Raw genomic sequence first — 21,653 nt, 5'->3', positions numbered from 1 at the left:
GACTATGAAACTCGCAAATTTATCGATTGGTAAACGGCTGGCCGCCGGATTCGGCCTGGTAGGCATTCTGCTCCTCATCATGATCGCGATCGGCAGCACGATGCTCGGCCGCGTCAAGGCCAGCACCGATGAGATCATCGGCCAGCGCATGCCGCGCATCGAGGCTACACAGCAGCTGCTGTCCGACGTGAACGACATCGCGATCGCCCTGCGCAACCAGATCCTCACCGACAACGCCGACGACCGCGCGGCCCAGTCCCGTGCCATCCTCGCCGCCCGCGACGCGGCCGAGCGCACCTTGCAGTATTTCGACCGCACGCTCGACCGCGCCCGCGGCCGCGAGCTGCTGGCGCAGATCCGCAAGGAGAACGCCCTGTACGTCGCCGGCCAGGACAAGCTGATGCGCACCGTGGAAGCGGGCGACCTGCCTGCCGCGCGCGCGATCCTGACCGACGAGCTGCGTCCCATCCTGGCGCGCCTGAAGGGTGCGGCCACGGCGCTGATCGACTACCAGAAGACGCTCACCACGCAGTCGGCGGCGGCGGCCGACGCGGCCTATACGCAATCGATGCTGCTGTCCTGGTCGATCGGAACCGCGGCGCTGCTGCTGTCCGCGCTCACCGCATGGTGGATCACGGCATCGATCGTGACGCCGGTGCGGCGCGCGCTGGAAGTGGCCAACACCGTCGCCGCGGGCGACCTGACCAGCACCATCGACGTCAGCGGCCGGGACGAGACGGGCCAGTTGCTGGCCGCGCTGCGGGCGATGAACGATAGCCTGGCGCGCACGGTCGGCACGGTCCGCGCCGGCACCGAGACCATCGCCGTGGCCGCGGGCGAAGTGGCGGCCGGCAGCCAGGACCTGTCGAGCCGCACCGAACAGCAGGCCAGCGCGCTGGAAGAAACCGCGTCGTCGATGGAAAAGCTGACGTCGACCGTGCGCCAGAGCGCCGACAATGCGCGCCAGGCCAATGCGCTGGCCCAGAGCGCGTCCGGCATCGCGAGACAGGGCGGCGCCGTGGTCGGCCAGGTGGTGGCGACCATGGACGCCATCCGGACCTCGGCCGAGCGCATCGGCGCCATCATCAACGTCATCGACGGCATCGCCTTCCAGACCAATATCCTGGCGCTCAACGCGTCGGTGGAGGCGGCGCGTGCCGGCGAACAGGGACGCGGCTTCGCCGTCGTGGCCAGCGAGGTGCGCAACCTGGCCCACCGCTCGGCCTCGGCCGCCAGGGAAATCAAGGGCCTGATCGGCGACTCGTCGGCGCGCGTGGCCGACGGCTCGGCCCTGGTCGCGCAGGCCGGGGCCACCATGGACGAGCTCCTGCACAGCGTCGAGCGGGTCACCGACATCATGGGCGAGATCACCAGCGCCGCGATCGAGCAGTCGGCCGGCATCGAACAGATCAGCGAAGCGGTCGGCCAGATGGACGCGGTCACCCAGCAGAACGCGGCGCTGGTCGAGCAGTCGGCGGCGGCGTCGGAGACGATGCGCGAACAGGCGGCGGGGCTCGCGCAGGCGGTGGCGGTGTTCCGTCTCGGGGGCGCCGCCAACGGGGCGCTCTCCCGGCGCGCGCTCACGCGCCCTGGCGTCGCGGCAGCGTGAGAGTGAAGGTCGTGCCGTTGTCCGCGGTCGAGGCGACTGTCAGTTGACCGCCGTGCGCCTGCACGATCTCGCGCGAGATGAACAGGCCAATGCCCAGGCTTGTGCGTTCGGTGTAATCGGTATTGACGCTTGATGCGATTCGCACCAGGGGGTCGAAGATGCCGGCCAGCTTGTCGGGAGGGATCAAGGGACCGCGGTTATTGACCGCGACCACGACGGCGTCGTCGCCGTCCCTCACGCGCACCTCGACCGGCGCCTCCGGGGCGCCGTATTGCAGGGCGTTGCCGATCAGGTTGGACAGCACCTGGGCGATGCGGCTGTCGTCGAATACCGCTTCGAGCTGGGCTGGCGCCTGGAAGTCGATCAGCTTCTCGGGATAGAAGGTGCGCAGTTCTTCGACCACTTCTTCACATACCTTCAGCAAATCACCTTCCCTTGCCTTGATCGGGATTCCCGGCCCCAGGTGGGTGCGCGTGAAATCGATCAGGTCGTTGATCAGCTTGCTCATGCGCTTGGCGCTGTTGAACATCCGCGTCGCGACCAGCACGTATTTCGGCGGAATGTCATGCGCCTGCATGACAAAGCTGGCACCGGTGACGATCGTGCCGAGCGGGTTGCGCAGGTCGTGCCCGAGAATGGCGAGGAACATGTTCTGAGACTGCTTGACCATCGCCTGGTAACGCGCAACCGATTCGGCCAGCGCCTGATCGACCGCCTCATTGAAGCGATTGACGTCTTCCATATCGGTCGGCCGCCCGGCCGCGACATCCTCCGCCCACAAGGTCAGCACGCTGGAGCGCAGTGCGCGATACTCGGACACCAGCTGCACCACCGTGTAACCGGAGACGAGTCGCGCTTCGGCGTGGACTTCGGCTGCGGTATCGGCGCGCTCGCGCTTGCCCAGGCCGCGCGATCTGGCGCTGCGTTCGGCCTCGTCCTGCGGCTGCGCCAGGTCTTTGGCGAAGGCCTGCAGCATCTGCTTGGCGTGGTCGCGCAATTCGACGTCGTCCATGGTCAGTGCGGGCGGCTCGATGGTGCGCGCGAAATCTTCCCAGGCCTGGAGGATGGGTTCCAGATTATCCCGAATAAAATCCCCGAGGCGACTTTTTGTCATTATTATTTTTCCATTTCCCGACGTTGCGCCAATCGCATCGCACCAGACTTTTTCGTCATAACAGCCATCCCTGATTTGCTTGAAAAACAACTCATCATTGACGGTCAATTAAATTCAGAAACAATTAGGACATTCCAATAAAGTCGTGTATCTTTCATTTCTGCACTACATCAAGTCGTTGTTATTGTTGGATTTTCTCTCCAGTCTCGCCGTTTGGCAGTCCCGTTTGATTCCCTCCCGTTACACCTTTTCTTGGTCAAATGTGCATCCGAGCAATCTTGCTCAATTTAATGCAAAAGGAATTATTAAATGACTACCCAAACCGGCACCGTAAAATGGTTCAACGATTCCAAGGGCTTCGGCTTCATCGCTCCTGATGCAGGCGGCGCCGATTTATTCGCGCATTTCCAGGATATTCAATCCGAAGGTTTCAAGAGCCTGTCCGAAAACCAGCGCGTGTCCTTCGTGCGCTCGACCGGACCTAAAGGCGATAAAGCAGGAAACATCCTCGCCATCTGATCTGAAAGCCCAGCGGCGGCGCGCACCACGCAGATAGCGTGGGCGAGGCTGCCGCAGGCTACAAGCACCTGAAAGCCCGCCTTCCGGCGGGCTTTTTGCATGGCGCCGCCCATCGCACTATCGCTCCGGGCGCAGACCGGCCCTACTCCCTAGTGTCTAGCTTCCCTCCCGCCCCATAGCCCATCCGGCTGACTTTCCTTAGGTCGTTATTGCTGCCGCCAGCCCACCTGTGGCGAATGGCCGCGCACGCCCGCAATCCCTAACCTTGGTGGTAGTCGTCCCACCACCCAAGGAGAAAAATATGGGAACCAATAACCATCGTGACAGGCGGCCGCTCGCGGTCCTGGTCAGCAGCACCTTCGCCTTCACGATCTGCTTCGCCATCTGGATGATGTTCGCCGTGTTGGGCATCCCGATCAAGGCCCAGCTCGGCCTCAATGAAACCGAATTCGGCCTGCTGGTCGCCACACCGGTCCTCACCGGCTCCCTGATCCGGGTGCCGCTCGGGATCTGGACCGACCGCCATGGCGGGCGCATCGTGTTCTTCCTGCTGATGCTGACCTCCGTGCTGCCGATCTGGATGATCGGCTACGCCACCGAGTTCTGGCACTTCCTCGTCTGCGGCCTGTTCGTCGGCCTGGCCGGCGGCTCGTTCTCGGTCGGCACGCCCTACGTCGCGCGCTGGTTCAAGCAGGAGCGGCGCGGCTTCGCGATGGGTGTATTCGGCGCTGGCAATTCCGGCTCGGCCCTGACCAAGTTCGTGGCCCCGGCCATCATCGCGGCGTGGGGCTGGCAAACCCTGCCCCACGCCTACGCGGCCCTGATGCTGGGCACCGCCCTGCTGTTCTGGTTCTGCTCCTACTCCGATCCTGCCCACAAGGCGCCCACCGGCGTCACCTTCGCCCAGCAAATGAAGGTGCTGAAAGACCCGCGCGTGTGGCGCTACTGCCAGTACTACTCGGTGGTGTTCGGCGGCTACGTGGCCCTGGCCCTGTGGATGACCAAGTACTACGTGGGCGAATACGGCTTCGACCTCAAGCTGGCCGCCCTGCTGGCCGCCTGCTTCTCGCTGCCGGGCGGCGTGCTGCGCGCGCTGGGCGGCTGGATCTCGGATAAATACGGCGCCCATAAAGTTACCTGGTGGGTGATGTGGGTGTGCTGGGTGTGCTTCTTCATCCTCTCGTATCCGCAGACCAGCATGACGATCCAGACCGTCGAGGGATCGATGGGTCTCGATATCGGCCTGGGACCGGTCCTGTTCACCGCGCTGCTGTTCGTGGTCGGCGTGGCCATGGCCATCGGCAAGGCCTCGGTCTTCAAGTTCATCTCGGACGACTTCACCGACAACATCGGCGCCGTCTCGGGCGTGGTCGGCCTGGCCGGCGGCCTGGGCGGCTTCATCCTGCCGATCATGTTCGGCGCCGTGGTGGACCTCACCGGCATCCGTTCCAGCTCCTTCATGCTGCTCTACGGGACCGTCTGCGTCTCGCTGGTGTGGATGCACTTCTCGTTCAAGCCCGGCCGCCAGGACACCCCGGCGGCCCAAGCGGCCCCGCTCGAGCGCGCGGCCTGACATCACCCTACTAACACCATCTGGAGAACAACGTGAGCCGCTATCTCATCTCGACCTGGGAACCCGAGGTTCCCGCCTTCTGGCAAAGCCAGGGCAAGGCCACCGCCAACCGCAACCTCTGGATCTCGATCCCGGCCCTGATGCTGGCGTTCGCGGTCTGGATGGTCTGGAGCGTGGTCGTGGTCAACCTGCCGAACATCGGCTTCACCTACAGCACCAACCAGCTGTTCTGGCTGGCCGCCGTGCCCGGCCTGTCCGGCGCCACGCTGCGCATCTTCTATTCCTTCATGGTGCCGATCTTCGGCGGGCGCAAATGGACCGCCATCTCCACGGCCTCGCTGCTGCTGCCGGCGATCGGCATCGGCTATGCGGTGCAGGACCCGTCCACCGGCTATCCCACCATGCTGGTGCTGGCCCTGCTGTGCGGCTTCGGTGGCGGCAACTTCGCCTCGTCGATGGCGAACATCAGCTTCTTCTTCCCCAAGGCGCAAAAGGGTTACGCCCTCGGCATGAACGCCGGCCTCGGCAACCTGGGTGTGTCGGCGGTGCAGTTCGTGGTGCCGCTGGTGATCACCGCCGCCGTCTTCGGCGGCGACCCGCAGACCTGGACCCGCGCCGGCGTGGTCAAGGAGATGTGGCTGCAGAACGCCGGCTTCATCTGGGTGCCCTTCATCGCCCTGACCGCGCTGGCCGCCTGGTTCGGCATGAACGACCTGGCATCGGCCAAGGCCTCGTTCGCCGAGCAGGCCGTGATCTTCCGGCGCAAGCATAATTGGCTGATGTGCTGGCTGTACGTGGGCACCTTCGGTTCCTTCATCGGCTATTCGGCCGCCTTCCCGCTGCTGACGACCACCCTGTTCCCGCAAGTCGACCCGCTGCAGTACGCCTTCCTCGGTCCGCTGGTCGGCGCCCTGGCGCGCGTGGCCGGCGGCTGGATCTCGGACAAACTGGGCGGCGCGGTGGTCACCCTGTGGACCTTCGTGGCCATGATCGGCGCCGTGATCGGCGTCCTGCAATTCCTGCCGCTGCAAGGCAATGCGGGGAATTTCTGGGGCTTCTTCTGGATGTTCATGGTGCTGTTCGCCTGCACCGGCGTGGGCAACGCCTCGACCTTCCGCATGATCCCGGTGATCTTCCTGACCCTGCACCAGCGCGCCGCCAAGGGCAAGCCCGAGGCCGTGCAGCAGCAGGCACTCGTCAACGCCAACAAGGAAGCCGCTGCCGTGCTGGGCTTCACCTCGGCGGTGGCGGCCTATGGCGCCTTCTTCATCCCCAAGAGCTACGGCACCTCGATCGACCTCACCGGCAGTCCGGGCGCGGCCCTGTGGTGCTTCATCGGCTTCTACGCGACCTGCATCGCGATCACCTGGTGGTACTACTCGCGCAAGGGCGCCGAGATGCCTTGCTAGTTTTTCATTAGATCGAAAGGACTAGTCGGTCTAGTCCCGATGCGACGGCACCGACCGACTTCCTGCGAATACCCGGCGTCGCAGCGCAAACCTACACTGGTTCCAGGCTGTACGCACCAATGGAGAAATCATGAGTCACTTTCTGGACCGCCTGAATTTTTTCGGCAAACCGAAGCAAACCTTCTCGAACGGCCATGGGGCCGTGGTCGAGGAAGACCGCACCTGGGAAAACGCCTATCGCCAGCGCTGGCAGCACGACAAGATCGTGCGCTCGACGCACGGCGTCAACTGCACCGGCTCGTGCAGCTGGAAGGTCTATGTCAAGAACGGCCTGATCACCTGGGAAACCCAGCAGACCGATTACCCGCGCACCCGTCCCGACCTGCCCAACCACGAACCGCGCGGCTGCCCACGCGGCGCCAGCTACTCGTGGTATGTCTACTCGGCCCAGCGCGTCAAGCACCCGATGGTGCGCGGCCGCCTGATGCAGATGTGGCGAGAAGCGCGCAAGACCATGGATCCGGTCCAGGCCTGGGCTTGGGTCAGCCAGGACCCGGAGCGTGCGCGCAGCTATAAATCGATCCGCGGCCAGGGCGGCTTCGTGCGCGCCAAATGGGACGACGTCAACGAGATGATCGCCGCCGCCAACGCCCATACGATCAAGGAATACGGGCCTGACCGCATCATCGGCTTCTCGCCGATCCCGGCCATGTCGATGGTGAGCTATGCCGCCGGCACCCGCTACCTGAGCCTGATCGGCGGCGTGGCCATGAGCTTCTACGACTGGTACTGCGACCTGCCGCCGGCCAGCCCGCAAGTCTGGGGCGAACAGACCGACGTGCCGGAATCGGCCGACTGGTACAACTCGACCTACCTGATGGTGTGGGGTTCCAACGTGCCGATGACCCGCACCCCGGACGCCCACTTCTATACCGAGGTGCGCTACAAGGGCACCAAGACCGTGGCCGTGTCCTCGGACTTTGGCGAGATGGCCAAGTTCGGCGACATCTGGCTGGCCCCGAAACAGGGCACCGACGCCGCGCTGGCGATGGCCATGGGCCACGTCATCATGAAGGAATACCACGCCTCCGGCAAATCGGCGTACTTCAATGAATACGCCAAGCAGTACACCGACTTCCCGATGCTGGTCATGCTCAAGGAAAAAGACGGCCGGCTGGTGCCCGACTACTTCCTGCGCGCCTCGCACCTGGCCAACAACCTCGACGAGACCAATAACCCCGAGTGGAAAACCCTGGTGCTCGACCAGTCCACGGGCAAGATCGTCGCCCCGAGCGGCTCGATCGGCTTCCGCTGGGGCGAAACCGGCAAGTGGAACCTGGAGCAGAAGGACGGCAGCTCGCGCGCCGCCATCGATCCGCAGCTGTCGCTGCTGGACGCGCACGACGACATCGTCAGTGTCGGTTTCCCCTACTTCGGCGGCAAGGATGCCGATGACCTCCTCGAGCGCAAGGTGCCGGTGAAAAAGGTCACCCTGGCCGACGGCACGCAAGCCCTGGTCACCACCGTGTTCGACCTGTCGATGGCCAACTACGGCGTCGACCGCGGCATCTGCCCGAATACCCCGAAGAGCTATGACGACGACCTGCCCTATACCCCGGCATGGCAGGTCAAGCATACCGGCGTCAAAGCGCTTGATGTGATCACGGTGGCGCGCGAGTTTGCCGACAACGCCGACCGCACCCGCGGCAAGTCGATGGTGATCGTGGGCGCCGCCCTGAACCACTGGTATCACATGGACATGACCTACCGCGGCATCATCAATATGCTGATGATGTGCGGCTGCATCGGCCAGAGCGGCGGCGGCTGGTCGCACTACGTGGGCCAGGAAAAGCTGCGTCCACAAACCGGCTGGACCCCGCTGGCCTTCGCGCTGGACTGGAACCGTCCATCGCGCCAGATGAACTCGACCTCGTTCTTCTACGCCCACACCAGCCAGTGGCGCCACGAGAAGCTGAACACGTCCGAGATCCTGTGCCCGACTGCCGACGGCGAACGGGCCGAGATGTCCCTGCTCGACTACAACGCCAAGGCCGAGCGCATGGGCTGGCTACCGTCCGCACCGCAGCTCGAGACCAATCCGCTCGACGTCGTCAAGGCCGCCGAAAGCGCGGGCGAGGATCCCGTCAAGTACGCTGTCGACCAGATCAAGGCCGGCAAGCTGAATCTGTCCTGCGACGACCCGGACAATCCGAAGAACTTCCCGCGCAATATGTTCGTGTGGCGCTCCAACATCCTGGGCAGCTCGGGCAAGGGCCACGAGTACTTCCTGAAGTACCTGCTCGGCACCCAGAACGCCCTGATGAGCGATGAAGACGATTGCGTCAAGCCGCGCGACGTCAAGGTGCGCCCTGCGGCCGAAGGAAAACTCGACCTGCTGGTGGTGCTCGACTTCCGCATGTCCACCACCTGCCTGTACGGCGACATCGTGCTGCCGACCGCCACCTGGTACGAGAAGGACGACCTGAATACCTCGGACATGCACCCCTTCATCCACCCGCTGTCCGAAGCCGTGCAGCCGCTGTGGGAATCGAAGTCGGACTGGGAGATCTACAAGGGCATCGCCGCCAAGTTCTCCGAGATCGGCGGCGCCCACCTGGGCACCCAGAAAGACCTGGTGCTCACGCCGCTGATGCACGACACCCCGGGCGAACTGGGCCAACCCTTCGATCCGAAGGACTGGCGCGCCGGCGAGTGCGAACCGATCCCGGGCAAGACCATGCCGAGCATGACCGTGGTCGAGCGTAACTACGCGGACGTCTATAAAAAATTCACCTCGATCGGTCCGCTGCTCGAGAAAGTGGGCAACGGAGGCAAGGGCATCGGCTGGAAGACCGGCCACGAAGTCGAGGTCCTGCGCGGCATCAACCGCACCGTGCTGGCCGATGGCGTCTCGAAGGGCCAGCCGCGCCTGGACACCGCGATCGACGCCGCCGAGATGATCCTGTCGCTGGCGCCCGAGACCAATGGCCACGTGGCGGTCAAGGCCTGGGATGCGCTGTCGAAGATGACGGGGCGCGATCACACCCACCTGGCCATCCCGCGCGAGCACGACAGCATCCGCTTCCGCGACATCCAGGCGCAGCCGCGCAAGATCATCTCGTCGCCCACCTGGTCGGGCCTGGAAAGCGAGGAAGTGAGCTACAACGCCTGCTACACCAACGTCCATGAACTGATCCCATGGCGCACCCTCACCGGCCGCCAGCAGTTCTACCAGGACCACGCCTGGATGCGCGACTTCGGCGAGGGACTGTGCGTGTACAAGGCCGCGATCGACACCAAGACCACCGACGCGCTGCTGAATGCACGTCCGAACGGCAACAAGGAGATCGCGCTGAACTTCATCACGCCGCACCAGAAGTGGGGCATCCACTCCACCTATTCGGACAATATGCGGATGCTGACCCTGTCGCGCGGCGGCCCCCACGTGTGGCTGTCGGAAATCGACGCGAAGAATGCCGGGATCGAGGACAACGACTGGATCGAGGTGTTCAACGTCAACGGCACCCTGACCGCGCGCGCTGTGGTGAGCCAGCGCGTCCCCGAGGGCATGACCCTGATGTACCACGCCCAGGAAAAGATCGTGAACGTGCCGGGCGCCGAGCTCTCCAAGAAACGCGGCGGCATCCACAACTCGGTCACCCGCGCCGTCACCAAGCCGACCCACATGATCGGCGGCTATGCCCAGCTGTCGTACGGCTTCAACTACTACGGCACGGTCGGCTCGAACCGCGACGAATTCGTCCTGGTGCGCAAGATGCGCGATGTGGAGTGGATGGAGGGCGCGCGCGACGAGTCGCGTCCGAACGGCGATCCCGGCATCAAGGCACGGCCAGAGGCGGTTGAGAACAACAGGAGTCAAGCATGAAGATCAGAGCACAAATCGGGATGGTCCTGAACCTGGACAAATGCATCGGTTGCCACACCTGCTCGGTGACCTGCAAGAACGTCTGGACCAGCCGCGACGGCGTCGAATACGCCTGGTTCAACAACGTCGAGACCAAGCCGGGCATCGGCTATCCGAAGGAATGGGAAAACCAGGACAAGTGGAACGGCGGCTGGAAGCGTAACGCAGCGGGCAGGATCGAACCGCGCCAGGGCTCGCGCCTGAAAATCCTGGCGAACATCTTCGCCAACCCCAACCTGCCGGCGATCGACGAGTACTACGAACCGTTCACCTACGACTACGAGCGCCTGCAGAACGCGCCCCTGAGCGAAACCCCGCCCACCGCGCGTCCGGTGTCGGTCCTGACCGGCAAGAAGATGGACAAGATCGAATGGGGCCCGAACTGGGAAGATGACCTGGGCGGCGAGTTCGCCAAGCGCAGCAAGGACAAGCTGTTCGACAATGTGCAGAAAGAGATGTACTCGACCTTCGAGAACACCTTCATGATGTACCTGCCGCGGCTGTGCGAGCATTGCCTCAATCCGGCCTGCGTGGCCTCTTGCCCATCGGGCTCGGTCTACAAGCGCGAGGACGACGGCATCGTGCTGATCGACCAGGACAAGTGCCGCGGTTGGCGCATGTGCATCTCGGGTTGCCCATACAAGAAGATCTACTACAATTGGTCGTCGGGCAAGGCAGAGAAGTGCACCTTCTGCTATCCCCGCATCGAGGCCGGCCAGCCGACCGTGTGCTCCGAAACCTGCGTGGGCCGCATCCGCTACCTGGGTGTGCTGCTGTACGACGCCGACAAGATCGAGGCCGCTGCCTCCGTGGCCGACGAACAGGACCTGTACGAATCGCAGCTCGGCCTGTTCCTCGACCCGCACGACCCCGAGGTGATCGCCGAAGCACGCCGCCAGGGCATCCCGGACGCGTGGCTGGAGTCGGCCAAGCGCTCGCCGGTGTACAAGATGGCGGTCGAGTGGAAGATCGCCTTCCCGCTGCATCCCGAATACCGCACCTTGCCGATGGTGTGGTACATCCCGCCGCTGTCGCCGATCCAGGCCGCGGCCGAAAGCGGCAAGATGGGCATGAACGGCATCCTGCCCGACACCCGCAGCCTGCGCATCCCGGTGCGCTATCTCGCCAACCTGCTCACCGCCGGCAAGGAAGCGCCGATCGTGCACGCGCTGGACCGCATGCTGGCGATGCGCGCCTATATGCGGGCAAAGACAGTCGATGGCCAGCCCGACCTGAAGGTGCTGGGCCAGGTGGGCCTGTCCCAGGAAGTGGTCGAGGACATGTACCACATCATGGCAATCGCCAACTACGAAGACCGCTTCGTGATCCCGAGCAGCCACAAGGAGATGGCCGAGGACAGTTTCAACGACAAGGGCTCTTGCGGTTTCTCGTTCGGTAACGGCTGCTCGGACGGGGTCAGCGACGCTTCCCTGTTCGGCAAGAAGAAGCAGGGCTCGACCCACTTCGTCTCGATGCCCAAGTCGCGCAAGAAAAAAGAAGCCGAGCAGGCCTGAAACAAGGGACACATCATGAAACACTACCGCATCCTTTCCGCCCTGCTGCTCTACCCCGAGCCGGAGCTGGTCGCCGCACTGCCCGAGATGGAAGCCGGCCTTGACGCCAGGCCCGGCATGCGCGCCGCCCTGCGGCCGCTGCTGACCCATCTGGCGAACGAAGACCTGATCACGCTGCAGCAGTACTACGTGCAGACCTTCGATCGCACGCCCTCGCACTCGCTGCACCTGTTCGAGCACATCCACGGCGAGTCGCGCGACCGCGGACAGGCCATGGTCGACCTGATGGAGGAATACAAGAAGCATGGCCTGCAGATGGAGGGCGACGAACTGCCCGACTTCGTGCCGCTGTTCCTCGAGTTCCTGTCCCAGCTCGAAGGCGAGCTTGACGCCGGCCCGCTGCTGGGCGACGCCGTCCACGTGCTGGCCCATATCGGCAACAAGCTGGCCGCCAACGGCAACGTCTACGCCTGCGTGTTCGACGTGCTGGAACAGCTCAGCCCCGTGCTAGCGGAGGAACTCTCCGAACCGCCGATCAAGGACATGGACGAGGCGCTCGAGACCTTCGGCCCCGGTGCCGATGGCGTCGAGCCGCTCCTCAAGCACGCGCCAGGTGGCGCGCAACCGATCAACTTCTACCCGCAAGGCGCGCACCGCGCCCCGGTATCCGCCTGAACAGGAGACCATCATGGACTACGTGAACCAATTCTTCTTCGGGATCTATCCCTATATCGCGCTGGCGATCTTCCTGCTCGGTAGCCTGATCCGCTTCGACCGCGAGCAGTACAGCTGGAAATCCGAATCGACCCAGGTGCTGCACCGGGGCAGCCTGCGCTGGGGCTCGGCGCTATTCCACATCGGCGTCATTGGCCTGCTGTTCGGCCACGCCGTCGGCCTGCTCACCCCGGTCTGGGTATGGGACACCATGGGCATTGCCCACAGCACCAAGCAGATCGTCGCCATGGCCGGCGGCGGCGTGATGGGCCTGATCTGCCTGGTGGGCATCACCATGCTGCTGGTGCGCCGCTTCACCTCCGACCGCCTGCGCCGCGTCACCACCTTCAAGGACAAGATCGTGCTGCTGTGGATCCTGGCCACCCTGCTGCTGGGCCTGGGCTCGATCTTCACTTCCTTCGACCACCTCGACGGCGAGACCATGGTCAGCCTGATGCGCTGGGCCCAGCACATCGTGACCTTCCGCGGCGACGCGGCGTCCTATGTGGCCGAGGCCCCGATCGTCTTCAAGCTGCACCTGTTCATGGGCATGTCGCTGTTCGTGATCTTCCCATTCACCCGCCTGGTGCACGTATGGAGCGGCTTCGGCGCATTGGCTTACCTGGGCCGCGCCTTCCAGCTGGTCCGTCCACGTTAAGGAGCTGCATCATGGGACTGTCCGTCAACGGCGTCGACATCGACGACCACGTCATCGAACGCGAACTGGCGCACCACCAGCATGCCGCCAACCCGCTCAAGCAGTCGGTGCACGAAGTGGTGCTGCGCACCCTGCTGCTGCAAGAGGCCGACCGCCTCGGCCTGTGCATGCTGGGCGAGGACGAGGATGCGTGCATCGAAGCGCTGCTGGCGAGCAAAGTGAAAGTGCCGCAGGCCGACGATGCCGCCTGCTCTCGTTACTACGCCGCCAATCCACAGCAATTCACTAACGGCGAACTGGTCGAGGCGCGCCACATTCTGTTCCAGGTGACGCCCAACGCGCCGCTCGAACTGTTGCGCGAGACGGCCGAGTCGGTACTGGCGGCACTCAAGGCGGCGCCCGAACGCTTCGACGAACTGGCGCGCCAGTACTCGAACTGCCCGTCCGGCGCCGTCGGCGGCAGCCTGGGCCAGCTGGCGCGCGGCCAGTGCGTGCCCGAGTTCGACGCCGTCGTCTTCCGCCTGGAACAAGGCCGGCTGGCCGAGCGCCCGGTCGAGACCCGCTTCGGCCTGCACATCGTGCAGGTGCAGCGCCGGGTCGCGGGCCGCCTGCTGCCATTCGAGGCGGTGCGCGAGCGGATCGCCGACTACCTGGCCACCGCGGCCTGGCAACGCGGCGTGCACCAGTACCTGCAATTGCTGGTGGGCCGCGCCGACGTCCAGGGCGTCACGCTCGAAGGCGCCGCCACGCCGCTGGTGCAGTAAGGGGACGACTTGACCATGCAGATCACCGACTTCAACGATTTTCTCCTGGCCGCACGCGCCCAGGACGAGCCGCAACGGCTGCTGCTCGTCTTCGCCGCGCGCGAGCTGCCGCTCAACCATACACCGGGCCAGAAGAAGCGTTTCGAGGCCGGCCAGGGCGGGGCGCTGGCGCCCGTCATGTGCGTCGACAAGGCGGTCGACGAACTGCCGGACTTCGCCACGCTGGCGCGCGAATCGCAGCAGACCGGCCAGCCATGGGACGTCGCCTTCGTCGCCGCCCTGCCGGGCATCGACGGCGCCCTGCCCACCGCTCCGGATGTCGAACGCGCGCTCAAGATGATGATCGATGCCGTGCACCGCGGCGCCATCGAACGCTTCCTGGCGTTCGATGCCGATGGCAAGGTGCTGCGGCTCACGTAGTCCTTGAACCAGTTCAATGCGCCCGGAACCCCGGGTCGCTACAGTCACGGCACGCACCATCAACCTGCATCGCCCATGACACCGACACCTGCCGAACTCCCCGCCACCATCCGCCCACCCATTGAACTGGTCTGCCCCGCCGGCAGCCTGCCCGCCCTCAAGGCCGCCGTCGACAACGGCGCCGACTGCGTCTACCTCGGCTTTCGCGACGCCACCAATGCCCGCAACTTCGCCGGCCTGAACTTCGGCGAGGATGCCATCCGCGCCGGGATAGACTATGCCCACCGGCGCGGCCGCAAGGTCTTCCTGGCCCTGAACACCTATCCCCAGGCGGCCGGCTGGGATGCCTGGCGCGCCGCCATCGACCGCGCCGCCGACTTCGGCATCGACGCCGTCATCCTGGCCGATCCCGGCCTGATGGAATACGCGGCGCGCGTCCATCCCGGGCTGCGCCTGCACCTGTCGGTACAGGGTTCGGCCACCAACCTGGAAGCCATCGATTTCTATCACCGCCACTTCGGCATCGTACGCGCGGTGCTGCCGCGCGTGCTGTCCCTGAGTCAGGTCGAGCACCTGATAGGCCGCACGCCGGTCGAGATCGAAGTGTTCGGCTTCGGCAGCCTGTGCGTGATGGTCGAAGGCCGCTGCCAGCTGTCGTCCTATGTGACGGGCGAATCGCCGAATACCCACGGCGTCTGCTCACCGGCCAAGGCGGTGCGCTGGCAGCACACACCCAAGGGACTGGAAGCGCGCCTGAACGAGGTGCTGATCGACCGCTACGACCATGGCGAACATGCCGGCTATCCGACCCTGTGCAAGGGCCGCTTCGACGTCGGCGACGAGACCTATTACGCGGTCGAGGAGCCGGCCAGCCTGAACACGCTCGAGATACTGCCGCATCTGGCCGCTCTCGGCGCACGCGCGATCAAGATCGAGGGCCGCCAGCGCAGCCCGGCCTATGTGGCCCAGGTGACGCGGGTCTGGCGCGAGGCGATCGACACCTGCCTGTCGGGCCAGCGTTTCTCGCTCAAGCCAGCCTGGATGGCGGAGCTCGACAAGGTGGCCGAAGGCCGGCAGCACACGCTGGGCGCCTATCACCGTCCCTGGAAATAAAAATATGAAGATCTCTCTTGGCCCCATCCAGTACTACTGGCCGCGCGCCACCGTGTTCGCCTTCTACGAGGCGCTCGCCAACAGCCCGGTCGACATCATCCATCTCGGCGAAGCCGTATGCTCGCGCCGCCATGAACTGCGCCTGCCCGACTGGCTGGCCCTGGCTGAGCTGCTGCAGGGGGCCGGCAAGCAGGTGGTGCTGTCGACCCAGGTGCTGATCGAATCCCATTCCGACCTCGGCGCCATGCGCCGCGTCGCCGCCAATGGCCGCTTCCTGGTCGAGGCCAACGACATGGGCGCCGTCAACTGCATGAGCGGCCAGCCCTTCGTGGCCGGCCCGCACCTGAACCTGTACAGCGCCCAGTCGCTCGACATCGTGGCGCGCCTGGGCGCCACCCGCTGGGTGATGCCGCTCGAGATGTCGCGCACCGGCCTGGCCGCGCTGCTGGCAGATCGCCCGGACGGCCTGGAGACCGAGGTATTCGCCTATGGCCGCCTGCCGCTCGCCTTCTCGGCGCGCTGCTTCACCGCGCGCCAGCGCAACCTGCCGAAGGACGACTGCCGCTTCAGCTGCATCGAGCATCCGGACGGGCTGGTGATGCAGACCCGAGAAAAACAATCCTTCCTGGTGCTGAACGGCATCCAGACCCAGTCGGCGCTGGTCTACAACCTGGTGGGCGAGCTCGATGCCATGCGCGCCATGGGCGTGGACGTGGTGCGTCTCAGCCCGCAAGCGAACAATATGCCCGCCATCGTGGCCCTGGTGCGCGCCGCCCTGGACGGCGCCATTGCCCCTGGCGATGCGACGGCGCGCATGGCGCCCCTGATGCCGGCCGAAGCCTGCGACGGCTTCTGGCATGGCCGGCCGGGACTCGAGCGCATCGCTGCCTGACCCGCCGCCTGACCACACGACAAGGAACCACCATGCACCCTGAATCGCATCCCCTGCCCGCGCCCGTCAAGCGTCTGCTGTCGCTGCTGCCGGCCGCCCCCGGCTCGCGCCTGTTCGCCACCGCACTCAACCTCGCGCTGGTGCGCCACCTTCCCGACGACGTGCGCGCCGCCCTGCGCGGCAAGCGCCTGCGCCTGTGCGCGCCGGATGCCGGCCTCGCCTTCGACTTCGTCTGGAGCGGCAGCGCCTTCGGACCGGCCGCGCGCAGCCAGGCGCCCGACCTCACCATCAGCGCCAGCCTGCACGACTTCGCCCAGCTGGCGGCGCGCAAGGAAGATCCGGACACCCTGTTCTTCAGCCGCCGCCTGCTGATGGAAGGCGACACCGAACTCGGGCTGACGATCAAGAACACGCTCGACGCGATCGACGGCCCGGTGTTCGACCCGGCCCGGCTGGCGCCGCACCGGGTGCTGGCGTCGCTCATCCCGCGGCGCCCCGGCGCGCCGCCCCATCCCCATTGAAAGGCCATCATGGACAAGTCGACTTTTCCCATCGTGTACTCGTGCTCGGGCTGTTCCAGCGCCGCCCAGACCGCCAACCAGGTCGCCCTCGAACTGGACCGCATGGGCGTGGCCGAGATGTCCTGCATCGCCGGCATCGGCGGCGACGTCAAGCCGATCCTCAAGCTGGCGCGATCCGGCCGGCCGCTGGCCGTGATCGACGGCTGCCCGCTGCTGTGCGCCCGCAGCTGCCTGGCGCGGCACGGTATCGAGCCGGACCTGCACTGGCAGCTGGCCGAACACGGCGTCAAGAAGCGCTTTCACCATGACGTCGATCCGGACCAGGCGCGCACGATGACGGCGCTGATCGCGCAAGACCTGGGAACGCTGTCGGAATCTTGAACCGGTTTAAGGCGCCGGGCGCCCGAAGCGCGGATAGTGGACGAACACCTAACCCACAGGATCGAACGATCCACGATCCGTAGAATTCGATGAACGCCAAAGACCACCTGTTTACCGCGGCCATGCCTCCACAAGAGGTATCGACCGACGTCCTGCGCGAAAAATACGCGCGCGGCCTGGAAACCTCGATCGAGGAAGTGCGCGCCCGCGTGGCGCATGCGCTGGCAAGCCATGAGCCGCAAGCCCTGCGCGCCGAGATGGAGCAGCGCTTCCTGTGGGCCCAGGAACACGGCTTCGTGCCGGCCGGCCGCATCAATTCCGCCGCTGGCCTGGGCATCAAGGCCACCCTGATGAACTGCTTCGTGCAGCCGGTGGGCGACTCGATCACCGGCGACACCGACGGCCTGCCCGGCATCTATACGGCGGTGGCGGAAGCCGCCGAGACCATGCGCCGCGGCGGCGGCGTCGGCTACGATTTCAGCCCGATCCGCCCGGCCGGCAGCCTGGTCAAAGGCACGCACTCGCGCGCTTCCGGCCCGGTGTCGTATATGGAAGTGTTCGACGCTTCCTGCCGCACGGTCGAATCGGCCGGCGCCCGCCGTGGCGCCCAAATGGGCGTGCTGCGCATCGACCATCCCGATATCGAGCGCTTCATCGCCGCCAAGGACGGCGGGGCCTTCAGCAATTTCAACCTGTCGGTGGGCGTCAGCGACGCCTTCATGGAAGCGGTGCTGGCCGACGAAGCCGTCGAGCTGGTGCACCGCGCCCCGCCGGCCCAGGACGCCATCGATGCCGGCGCCTTCCAGCGCGACGACGGCCTGTGGGTCTATCGCAGCGTGCCGGCCCGGACGCTGTGGGACAAGGTGGTCGGTTCGACCTACGACCACGCCGAGCCGGGCGTGCTGTTCATCGACCGCATGAACGCGGAGAACAACCTGTACTGGTGCGAGCGGCTGGCGGCCACCAATCCCTGCGGCGAGCAGCCGCTGCCACCGTATGGCTGCTGCGATCTCGGTTCGCTCAACCTGACCCGCTTCGTCAGCCAGCCCTTCACCCCCGGCGCCGCCTTCGACTTCGACACCATGCGCGAAGTCGCCGCGATCGGCGTGCGCATCCTCGACCTGGTGCTCGACGCCAACCAGTGGCCGCTGCCGCAACAGGCCGAGGAAGGCGCCAGCAAGCGCCGCATCGGCCTGGGCTTCATGGGCCTGGGCAGCGCCCTGGTGATGCTCGGCCTGCGCTACGACGCGCCGGAAGGCCGCGCCATGGCGGCCTGCATCGCGCGCGAGCTGCGCAACGCCGCCTATGCGGCCTCGATCGCGCTGGCCCGCGAGAAGGGTCCGTTCCCGCTGTTCGACGCCGAGCGCTACCTGGCCGGCCAGTTCGTCGCCCGCCTGCCGGATGCGCTGCGCGAAGACATCGCGCGCCACGGCATCCGCAATTCGCACCTGCTGTCGATCGCGCCGACCGGTACCATCTCGCTGGCCTTCGCCGACAATGCCTCGAACGGCATCGAGCCGGCCTTCTCCTGGGTCTACCAGCGCCGCAAGCGCATGCCGGACGACTCCATCCGCACCTATGAAGTGGCAGACCACGCCTGGCGCCTGTATCGTCACCTCGGTCTCCAGGCCGACGGTGAGCCGCTGCCGCCGCAATTCGTCACCGCGCTCGAGATGTCGGCGCTCGACCACCTGCGCATGATGGAGGCGGTGCAGCCCTACGTCGACACGGCGATCTCGAAGACCGTCAACGTGCCGGCCGATTATCCCTATGCCGAGTTCAAGGACTTGTACACCGAAGCCTGGCGCGCCGGCCTGAAAGGCCTGGCCACTTACCGTCCCAACAGCGTCACCGGCAGCGTGCTGAGCGTGGGAGCGCCGGCTCCGGCTTCGACGTCGCCCGCGCCGTCCGACGACGATCCACTGCGCAAGCGCTTCGAGTCGCGCCCGCTGGGCGAGCTGGAATCGCTCACCTCGAAAGTCGAGTACACCACCCAGGAGGGCAAGAAGGCGGTCTACCTGACCATCAGCTTCCTGCGCGTGGAGGGCCTGCACGACGGGCGCCCGGTGACCATCGAGCGTCCCTTCGAATTCTTCATGCCGGCCAACCAGCGCAGCGACGGCCACCAGTGGATCACCTCGACCATGCGCCTGCTGTCGCTGGCGGCGCGCGCCGGCAGCCCGGTGGCCAAGGCCCTGGCCGACATGCGCGAGGTGGTGTGGGAAAAAGGGCCGGTGCGCTGCGGCCACCTGGTCCGCGAGGACGGCGTGCAGGTGCCGGTCTACCACGATTCCGAAGTGGCGGCGATCGCCTTCATGCTGCAGCGGATGCTGATCCGGCGCGGCTTCCTGGACACCTGGGGCAACCAGGTGCCGGTCGACCAGCTCGACCGCGCGCTGGCGGCGCGCGCGGCGGACCATGAAGAAGCCACGCCGGCGCCGCTTGCCGAAAACATCGCCGCCGAGCCGCGCACGGCCGCCGCCAAGTGCCCGGAATGCGGCGCCCGCGCCCTGCACAAGGTCGACGGCTGCGCGCGCTGCGCCGAATGCCATTACATCGGCAGCTGCGGCTGACCGTTCATCACCACCGAAAGGATCCAACCATGGAACACCGAATGCAACTGGACACGGCGCTGGACCAGCCCGGCGCCGACCACATCCTGTACTGGCTGCGCGCCATCCCCGGCGTGAACGCGGTCGAGGCCAATGCCGGCGCCAGCTACGTAAGGGTGCTGTACGACGGCGACCTGACCACCTCGCGCGAGATCGACATCACGGCCACGCGCGCGGGCTTCCCGGTGCGCCAGGCGCGGGCGGGCGGCTGTTGCGGCGCCTGCGGCGGGGCCTAGCACCGCAAGAAGCTAGATACTGCTCAGATAATCCGCCGCGTCCGGCCTCGGGCGCGGCGGTTTTTCAATTCCCGCCGTACCCAGGCCGATGAAGCAGATCGCGCGCTCGTGCGCTTCCAGGCGCAACAGGCGGCGCATGCCCGGCGCGTCCATGGCGGCGCCGCTGGCCAGGCCGGTCGCGAAGCCGGCGGCGCCGGCCGCGAGCAGCAGGTTCTGCAAGGCGCAGCCGAGCGAGACCAGCTTCTCGGCCACGGGAATCGCCTTGGCCGCCGTATCGTCGCGCAGCACCGCCACCAGCAGGCAAGGCGCGCGCTGCGCCTTGTCGCGCGCGGTGGCCAGCGCTTCTTCGCCGCAGCCGGGGTCGCGCTCGGCCAGGGCTTCGGCGAACACCTCGCCCAGGTCGGCGCGCCGCTCTTGCGGGATGAGCACGAAGCGCCACGGCCGCAGCAGGCCATGGTCGGGCGCATGCGCCGCCGCTTCGACCATGCGTTCCAGCGCTTGCGCATCGGGTCCCGGCGCGTGCAGGCGCCGCAGCGTGAAATTGCGGCGCGCCGCCACGAGGGCCTGGAAATCGCCGCCGGCGTCGGATTGGGGAATGTTCATGCGCGCAGTATAACGAGAGCGGCGCCAGCCTGCAGATGCCGTATGGCGTAGTTCGAATGGCTACCGTCGTCACGCGCGCCCAGCCTGCGGAGTGCGGGCGTTGGGTCAGTGTCCGGCGCCACCTGCAGTCACGTCCGAAAAACCATTCTTACCACGTTTTCGGCCGACAATGCCATCCAGAATCAGGGGGACACCAGGCTCGCCAAATGTGGGCTGGCGAGCCATGCGCCGCGGGGATGTAATGGAGCTCCATCCACAAGGAGAACCCTGATGACCACCACACCATCCACCATCGGCCGCGCATTGGCCTGCGTCCTGGCTGGCACCCTGACCGGCGCCCTGTTCGCCACCGGCGCCGCCGCCCAGATCCCAGCGAAGTATGCCGATCCCGCCAAACCAGCCCTGCCCGATCCGGGCATGCAGCTCGACCTGAAGCGCACGGCGCTGGTCGTGATCGACCCGCAGATCGACTTCATGAGCGCCAAGGGCGCGGCCTGGGGCGTGGTCGGCGAAAGCGTCACCGAGCAGAACCTGGTGCCGAACCTGACCAAGCTGTTCAAGGCCTCGAAGGCGGCCGGCATCGTGGTGTCGATCTCGCCGCACTATTACTACCCGCACGACCACGCCTGGAAGCACGGCGGCCCGGCCGAGATCTTCCAGCACAAGATCAGGATCTTCGACCGCCCCAGCGCCCTGAGCCTGGATGGCTTTCGTGGCTCCGGCGCCGACTTCATGCCCGAGTTCAAACAGTTCATCGAGGACGGCAAGACCGTCGTCGCCTCGCCGCACAAGCTGTACGGCCCGCAGTCGAACGACCTGATGCTCCAGCTGCGCAAGCAGGGCGTGGACAAGATCATCCTGGCCGGCATGCTGTCGAACCTGTGCGTGGAGTCGCACCTGCGCGAATTCCTCGAGCGCGGCTTCGAAGTGGCCGTGGTACGCGATGCGGTCGCCGGTCCCAAGACGCCGGAAGGCGACGGCTACGCCAGCGCGCTGGTCAACTACCGCTACATCGCCAATGCGCTGTGGACCACCGACCAGACCGTGCAGAAGCTCCAGGGCGGCAAGTGAAGGAG

19 protein-coding genes are annotated in these 21,653 nt (G+C 65.9%); 17 read left to right on the top strand and 2 right to left on the bottom strand.

From position 1 onward, the window contains the following. Positions 1 to 4: 4 nt before the first annotated feature. Positions 5 to 1,609, top strand: a complete 1,605-nt coding sequence (locus SOM28_RS01185) for a methyl-accepting chemotaxis protein (protein WP_320466904.1) — start codon at positions 5 to 7, stop codon at positions 1,607 to 1,609. On the opposite strand, the gene SOM28_RS01180 is transcribed toward SOM28_RS01185, so the two are convergent. Next, positions 1,581 to 2,723, bottom strand: coding sequence for a sensor histidine kinase (locus SOM28_RS01180; protein WP_320466903.1), 1,143 nt, complete (start codon positions 2,721 to 2,723; stop codon positions 1,581 to 1,583). The genes SOM28_RS01185 and SOM28_RS01180 overlap by 29 nt on opposite strands. 309 nt (positions 2,724 to 3,032) lie before the next feature. On the opposite strand from SOM28_RS01180, the gene SOM28_RS01175 reads away from it, so the two are divergent. The 15 genes from SOM28_RS01175 to SOM28_RS01105 all read left to right on the top strand — a co-directional run bounded on the left by SOM28_RS01175 (position 3,033) and on the right by SOM28_RS01105 (position 19,974). Continuing rightward, a complete protein-coding gene (locus SOM28_RS01175; RefSeq protein ID WP_123070176.1) occupies positions 3,033 to 3,242 on the top strand; it encodes a cold-shock protein in 210 nt (69 codons plus the stop codon). A gap of 301 nt (positions 3,243 to 3,543) precedes the next feature. Next, positions 3,544 to 4,815 (top strand): MFS transporter, encoded by a 1,272-nt coding sequence (locus SOM28_RS01170; RefSeq protein ID WP_123070175.1) that lies wholly within the window; start codon positions 3,544 to 3,546, stop codon positions 4,813 to 4,815. 32 nt (positions 4,816 to 4,847) lie between these two features. Beyond that, entirely contained in the window at positions 4,848 to 6,224 is a 1,377-nt protein-coding gene (locus SOM28_RS01165) for a NarK family nitrate/nitrite MFS transporter (protein ID WP_123070174.1), read from the top strand. Between the two features lie 130 nt (positions 6,225 to 6,354). After that, positions 6,355 to 10,110 (top strand): nitrate reductase subunit alpha, encoded by a 3,756-nt coding sequence (locus SOM28_RS01160; RefSeq protein WP_320466902.1) that lies wholly within the window; start codon positions 6,355 to 6,357, stop codon positions 10,108 to 10,110. Continuing rightward, positions 10,107 to 11,663, top strand: a complete 1,557-nt coding sequence (narH, locus tag SOM28_RS01155; protein ID WP_123070172.1) for a nitrate reductase subunit beta — start codon at positions 10,107 to 10,109, stop codon at positions 11,661 to 11,663. The genes SOM28_RS01160 and narH overlap by 4 nt, the downstream gene beginning before the upstream one ends. Before the next feature lie 15 nt (positions 11,664 to 11,678). Then, positions 11,679 to 12,338, top strand: a complete 660-nt coding sequence (gene narJ, locus SOM28_RS01150) for a nitrate reductase molybdenum cofactor assembly chaperone (protein ID WP_123070171.1) — start codon at positions 11,679 to 11,681, stop codon at positions 12,336 to 12,338. 13 nt (positions 12,339 to 12,351) lie between these two features. Then, on the top strand, positions 12,352 to 13,035 hold the full coding sequence (gene narI, locus SOM28_RS01145; RefSeq protein ID WP_123070170.1) for a respiratory nitrate reductase subunit gamma: 684 nt from the start codon (positions 12,352 to 12,354) through the stop codon (positions 13,033 to 13,035). 11 nt (positions 13,036 to 13,046) lie between these two features. Continuing rightward, positions 13,047 to 13,799, top strand: a complete 753-nt coding sequence (locus SOM28_RS01140; protein WP_123070169.1) for a peptidylprolyl isomerase — start codon at positions 13,047 to 13,049, stop codon at positions 13,797 to 13,799. Positions 13,800 to 13,814: 15 nt separating this feature from the next. Further along, positions 13,815 to 14,219, top strand: a complete 405-nt coding sequence (locus tag SOM28_RS01135; protein WP_123070178.1) for a ribonucleotide reductase subunit alpha — start codon at positions 13,815 to 13,817, stop codon at positions 14,217 to 14,219. A 75-nt stretch (positions 14,220 to 14,294) separates the two neighbouring features. After that, positions 14,295 to 15,332, top strand: coding sequence for a ubiquinone anaerobic biosynthesis protein UbiU (ubiU, locus tag SOM28_RS01130; protein ID WP_123070168.1), 1,038 nt, complete (start codon positions 14,295 to 14,297; stop codon positions 15,330 to 15,332). 4 nt (positions 15,333 to 15,336) lie between these two features. Further along, the gene (locus SOM28_RS01125; protein ID WP_123070167.1) at positions 15,337 to 16,224 is read left to right on the top strand and encodes a U32 family peptidase; all 888 of its coding nucleotides are present in this window, start codon (positions 15,337 to 15,339) and stop codon (positions 16,222 to 16,224) included. A 32-nt stretch (positions 16,225 to 16,256) separates the two neighbouring features. Further along, a complete protein-coding gene (ubiT, locus tag SOM28_RS01120) occupies positions 16,257 to 16,745 on the top strand; it encodes a ubiquinone anaerobic biosynthesis accessory factor UbiT (RefSeq protein WP_123070166.1) in 489 nt (162 codons plus the stop codon). Positions 16,746 to 16,754: 9 nt separating this feature from the next. Next, on the top strand, positions 16,755 to 17,126 hold the full coding sequence (locus SOM28_RS01115) for a putative zinc-binding protein (protein ID WP_123070165.1): 372 nt from the start codon (positions 16,755 to 16,757) through the stop codon (positions 17,124 to 17,126). 89 nt (positions 17,127 to 17,215) lie between these two features. Beyond that, the gene (locus SOM28_RS01110) at positions 17,216 to 19,699 is read left to right on the top strand and encodes an adenosylcobalamin-dependent ribonucleoside-diphosphate reductase (protein WP_320466901.1); all 2,484 of its coding nucleotides are present in this window, start codon (positions 17,216 to 17,218) and stop codon (positions 19,697 to 19,699) included. 29 nt (positions 19,700 to 19,728) lie between these two features. Further along, positions 19,729 to 19,974 carry a hypothetical protein gene (locus SOM28_RS01105; RefSeq protein ID WP_148044176.1) on the top strand — a complete coding sequence of 82 codons (246 nt, stop codon included), beginning with the start codon at positions 19,729 to 19,731 and terminating at the stop codon, positions 19,972 to 19,974. A gap of 12 nt (positions 19,975 to 19,986) precedes the next feature. On the opposite strand, the gene SOM28_RS01100 is transcribed toward SOM28_RS01105, so the two are convergent. Continuing rightward, a complete protein-coding gene (locus SOM28_RS01100) occupies positions 19,987 to 20,577 on the bottom strand; it encodes a nitroreductase family protein (RefSeq protein WP_320466900.1) in 591 nt (196 codons plus the stop codon). A gap of 270 nt (positions 20,578 to 20,847) precedes the next feature. Here SOM28_RS01100 and SOM28_RS01095 point away from each other — a divergent pair, with 270 nt between their 5' ends. Continuing rightward, entirely contained in the window at positions 20,848 to 21,648 is an 801-nt protein-coding gene (locus tag SOM28_RS01095; RefSeq protein WP_414675116.1) for a cysteine hydrolase family protein, read from the top strand. Positions 21,649 to 21,653 lie beyond the last annotated feature (5 nt).

The sequence above is a fragment of the Massilia sp. CFBP9026 genome, assembly GCF_034045165.1.
Taxonomy (GTDB): domain Bacteria; phylum Pseudomonadota; class Gammaproteobacteria; order Burkholderiales; family Burkholderiaceae_D; genus Telluria; species Telluria arenae.
This window is presented reverse-complemented; position numbering and strand designations above follow the sequence as displayed.

Excerpts from the sequence above, each read along its gene's own strand:
- ubiT (WP_123070166.1), top strand. The coding sequence starts at position 16,257 with ATGCACCCTGAATCGCATCCCCTGCCCGCGCCCGTCAAGCGTCTGCTG.
- SOM28_RS01170 (WP_123070175.1), top strand. The coding sequence starts at position 3,544 with ATGGGAACCAATAACCATCGTGACAGGCGGCCGCTCGCGGTCCTGGTC.
- SOM28_RS01135 (WP_123070178.1), top strand. The coding sequence starts at position 13,815 with ATGCAGATCACCGACTTCAACGATTTTCTCCTGGCCGCACGCGCCCAG.
- SOM28_RS01110 (WP_320466901.1), top strand. The coding sequence starts at position 17,216 with ATGAACGCCAAAGACCACCTGTTTACCGCGGCCATGCCTCCACAAGAG.
- SOM28_RS01185 (WP_320466904.1), top strand. The coding sequence starts at position 5 with ATGAAACTCGCAAATTTATCGATTGGTAAACGGCTGGCCGCCGGATTC.
- SOM28_RS01140 (WP_123070169.1), top strand. The coding sequence starts at position 13,047 with ATGGGACTGTCCGTCAACGGCGTCGACATCGACGACCACGTCATCGAA.
- narH (WP_123070172.1), top strand. The coding sequence starts at position 10,107 with ATGAAGATCAGAGCACAAATCGGGATGGTCCTGAACCTGGACAAATGC.
- ubiU (WP_123070168.1), top strand. The coding sequence starts at position 14,295 with ATGACACCGACACCTGCCGAACTCCCCGCCACCATCCGCCCACCCATT.
- SOM28_RS01180 (WP_320466903.1), bottom strand. The coding sequence starts at position 2,723 with ATGACAAAAAGTCGCCTCGGGGATTTTATTCGGGATAATCTGGAACCC.
- SOM28_RS01160 (WP_320466902.1), top strand. The coding sequence starts at position 6,355 with ATGAGTCACTTTCTGGACCGCCTGAATTTTTTCGGCAAACCGAAGCAA.
- SOM28_RS01105 (WP_148044176.1), top strand. The coding sequence starts at position 19,729 with ATGGAACACCGAATGCAACTGGACACGGCGCTGGACCAGCCCGGCGCC.
- SOM28_RS01125 (WP_123070167.1), top strand. The coding sequence starts at position 15,337 with ATGAAGATCTCTCTTGGCCCCATCCAGTACTACTGGCCGCGCGCCACC.
- SOM28_RS01115 (WP_123070165.1), top strand. The coding sequence starts at position 16,755 with ATGGACAAGTCGACTTTTCCCATCGTGTACTCGTGCTCGGGCTGTTCC.
- narJ (WP_123070171.1), top strand. The coding sequence starts at position 11,679 with ATGAAACACTACCGCATCCTTTCCGCCCTGCTGCTCTACCCCGAGCCG.
- SOM28_RS01175 (WP_123070176.1), top strand. The coding sequence starts at position 3,033 with ATGACTACCCAAACCGGCACCGTAAAATGGTTCAACGATTCCAAGGGC.
- SOM28_RS01095 (WP_414675116.1), top strand. The coding sequence starts at position 20,848 with ATGACCACCACACCATCCACCATCGGCCGCGCATTGGCCTGCGTCCTG.
- SOM28_RS01100 (WP_320466900.1), bottom strand. The coding sequence starts at position 20,577 with ATGAACATTCCCCAATCCGACGCCGGCGGCGATTTCCAGGCCCTCGTG.
- narI (WP_123070170.1), top strand. The coding sequence starts at position 12,352 with ATGGACTACGTGAACCAATTCTTCTTCGGGATCTATCCCTATATCGCG.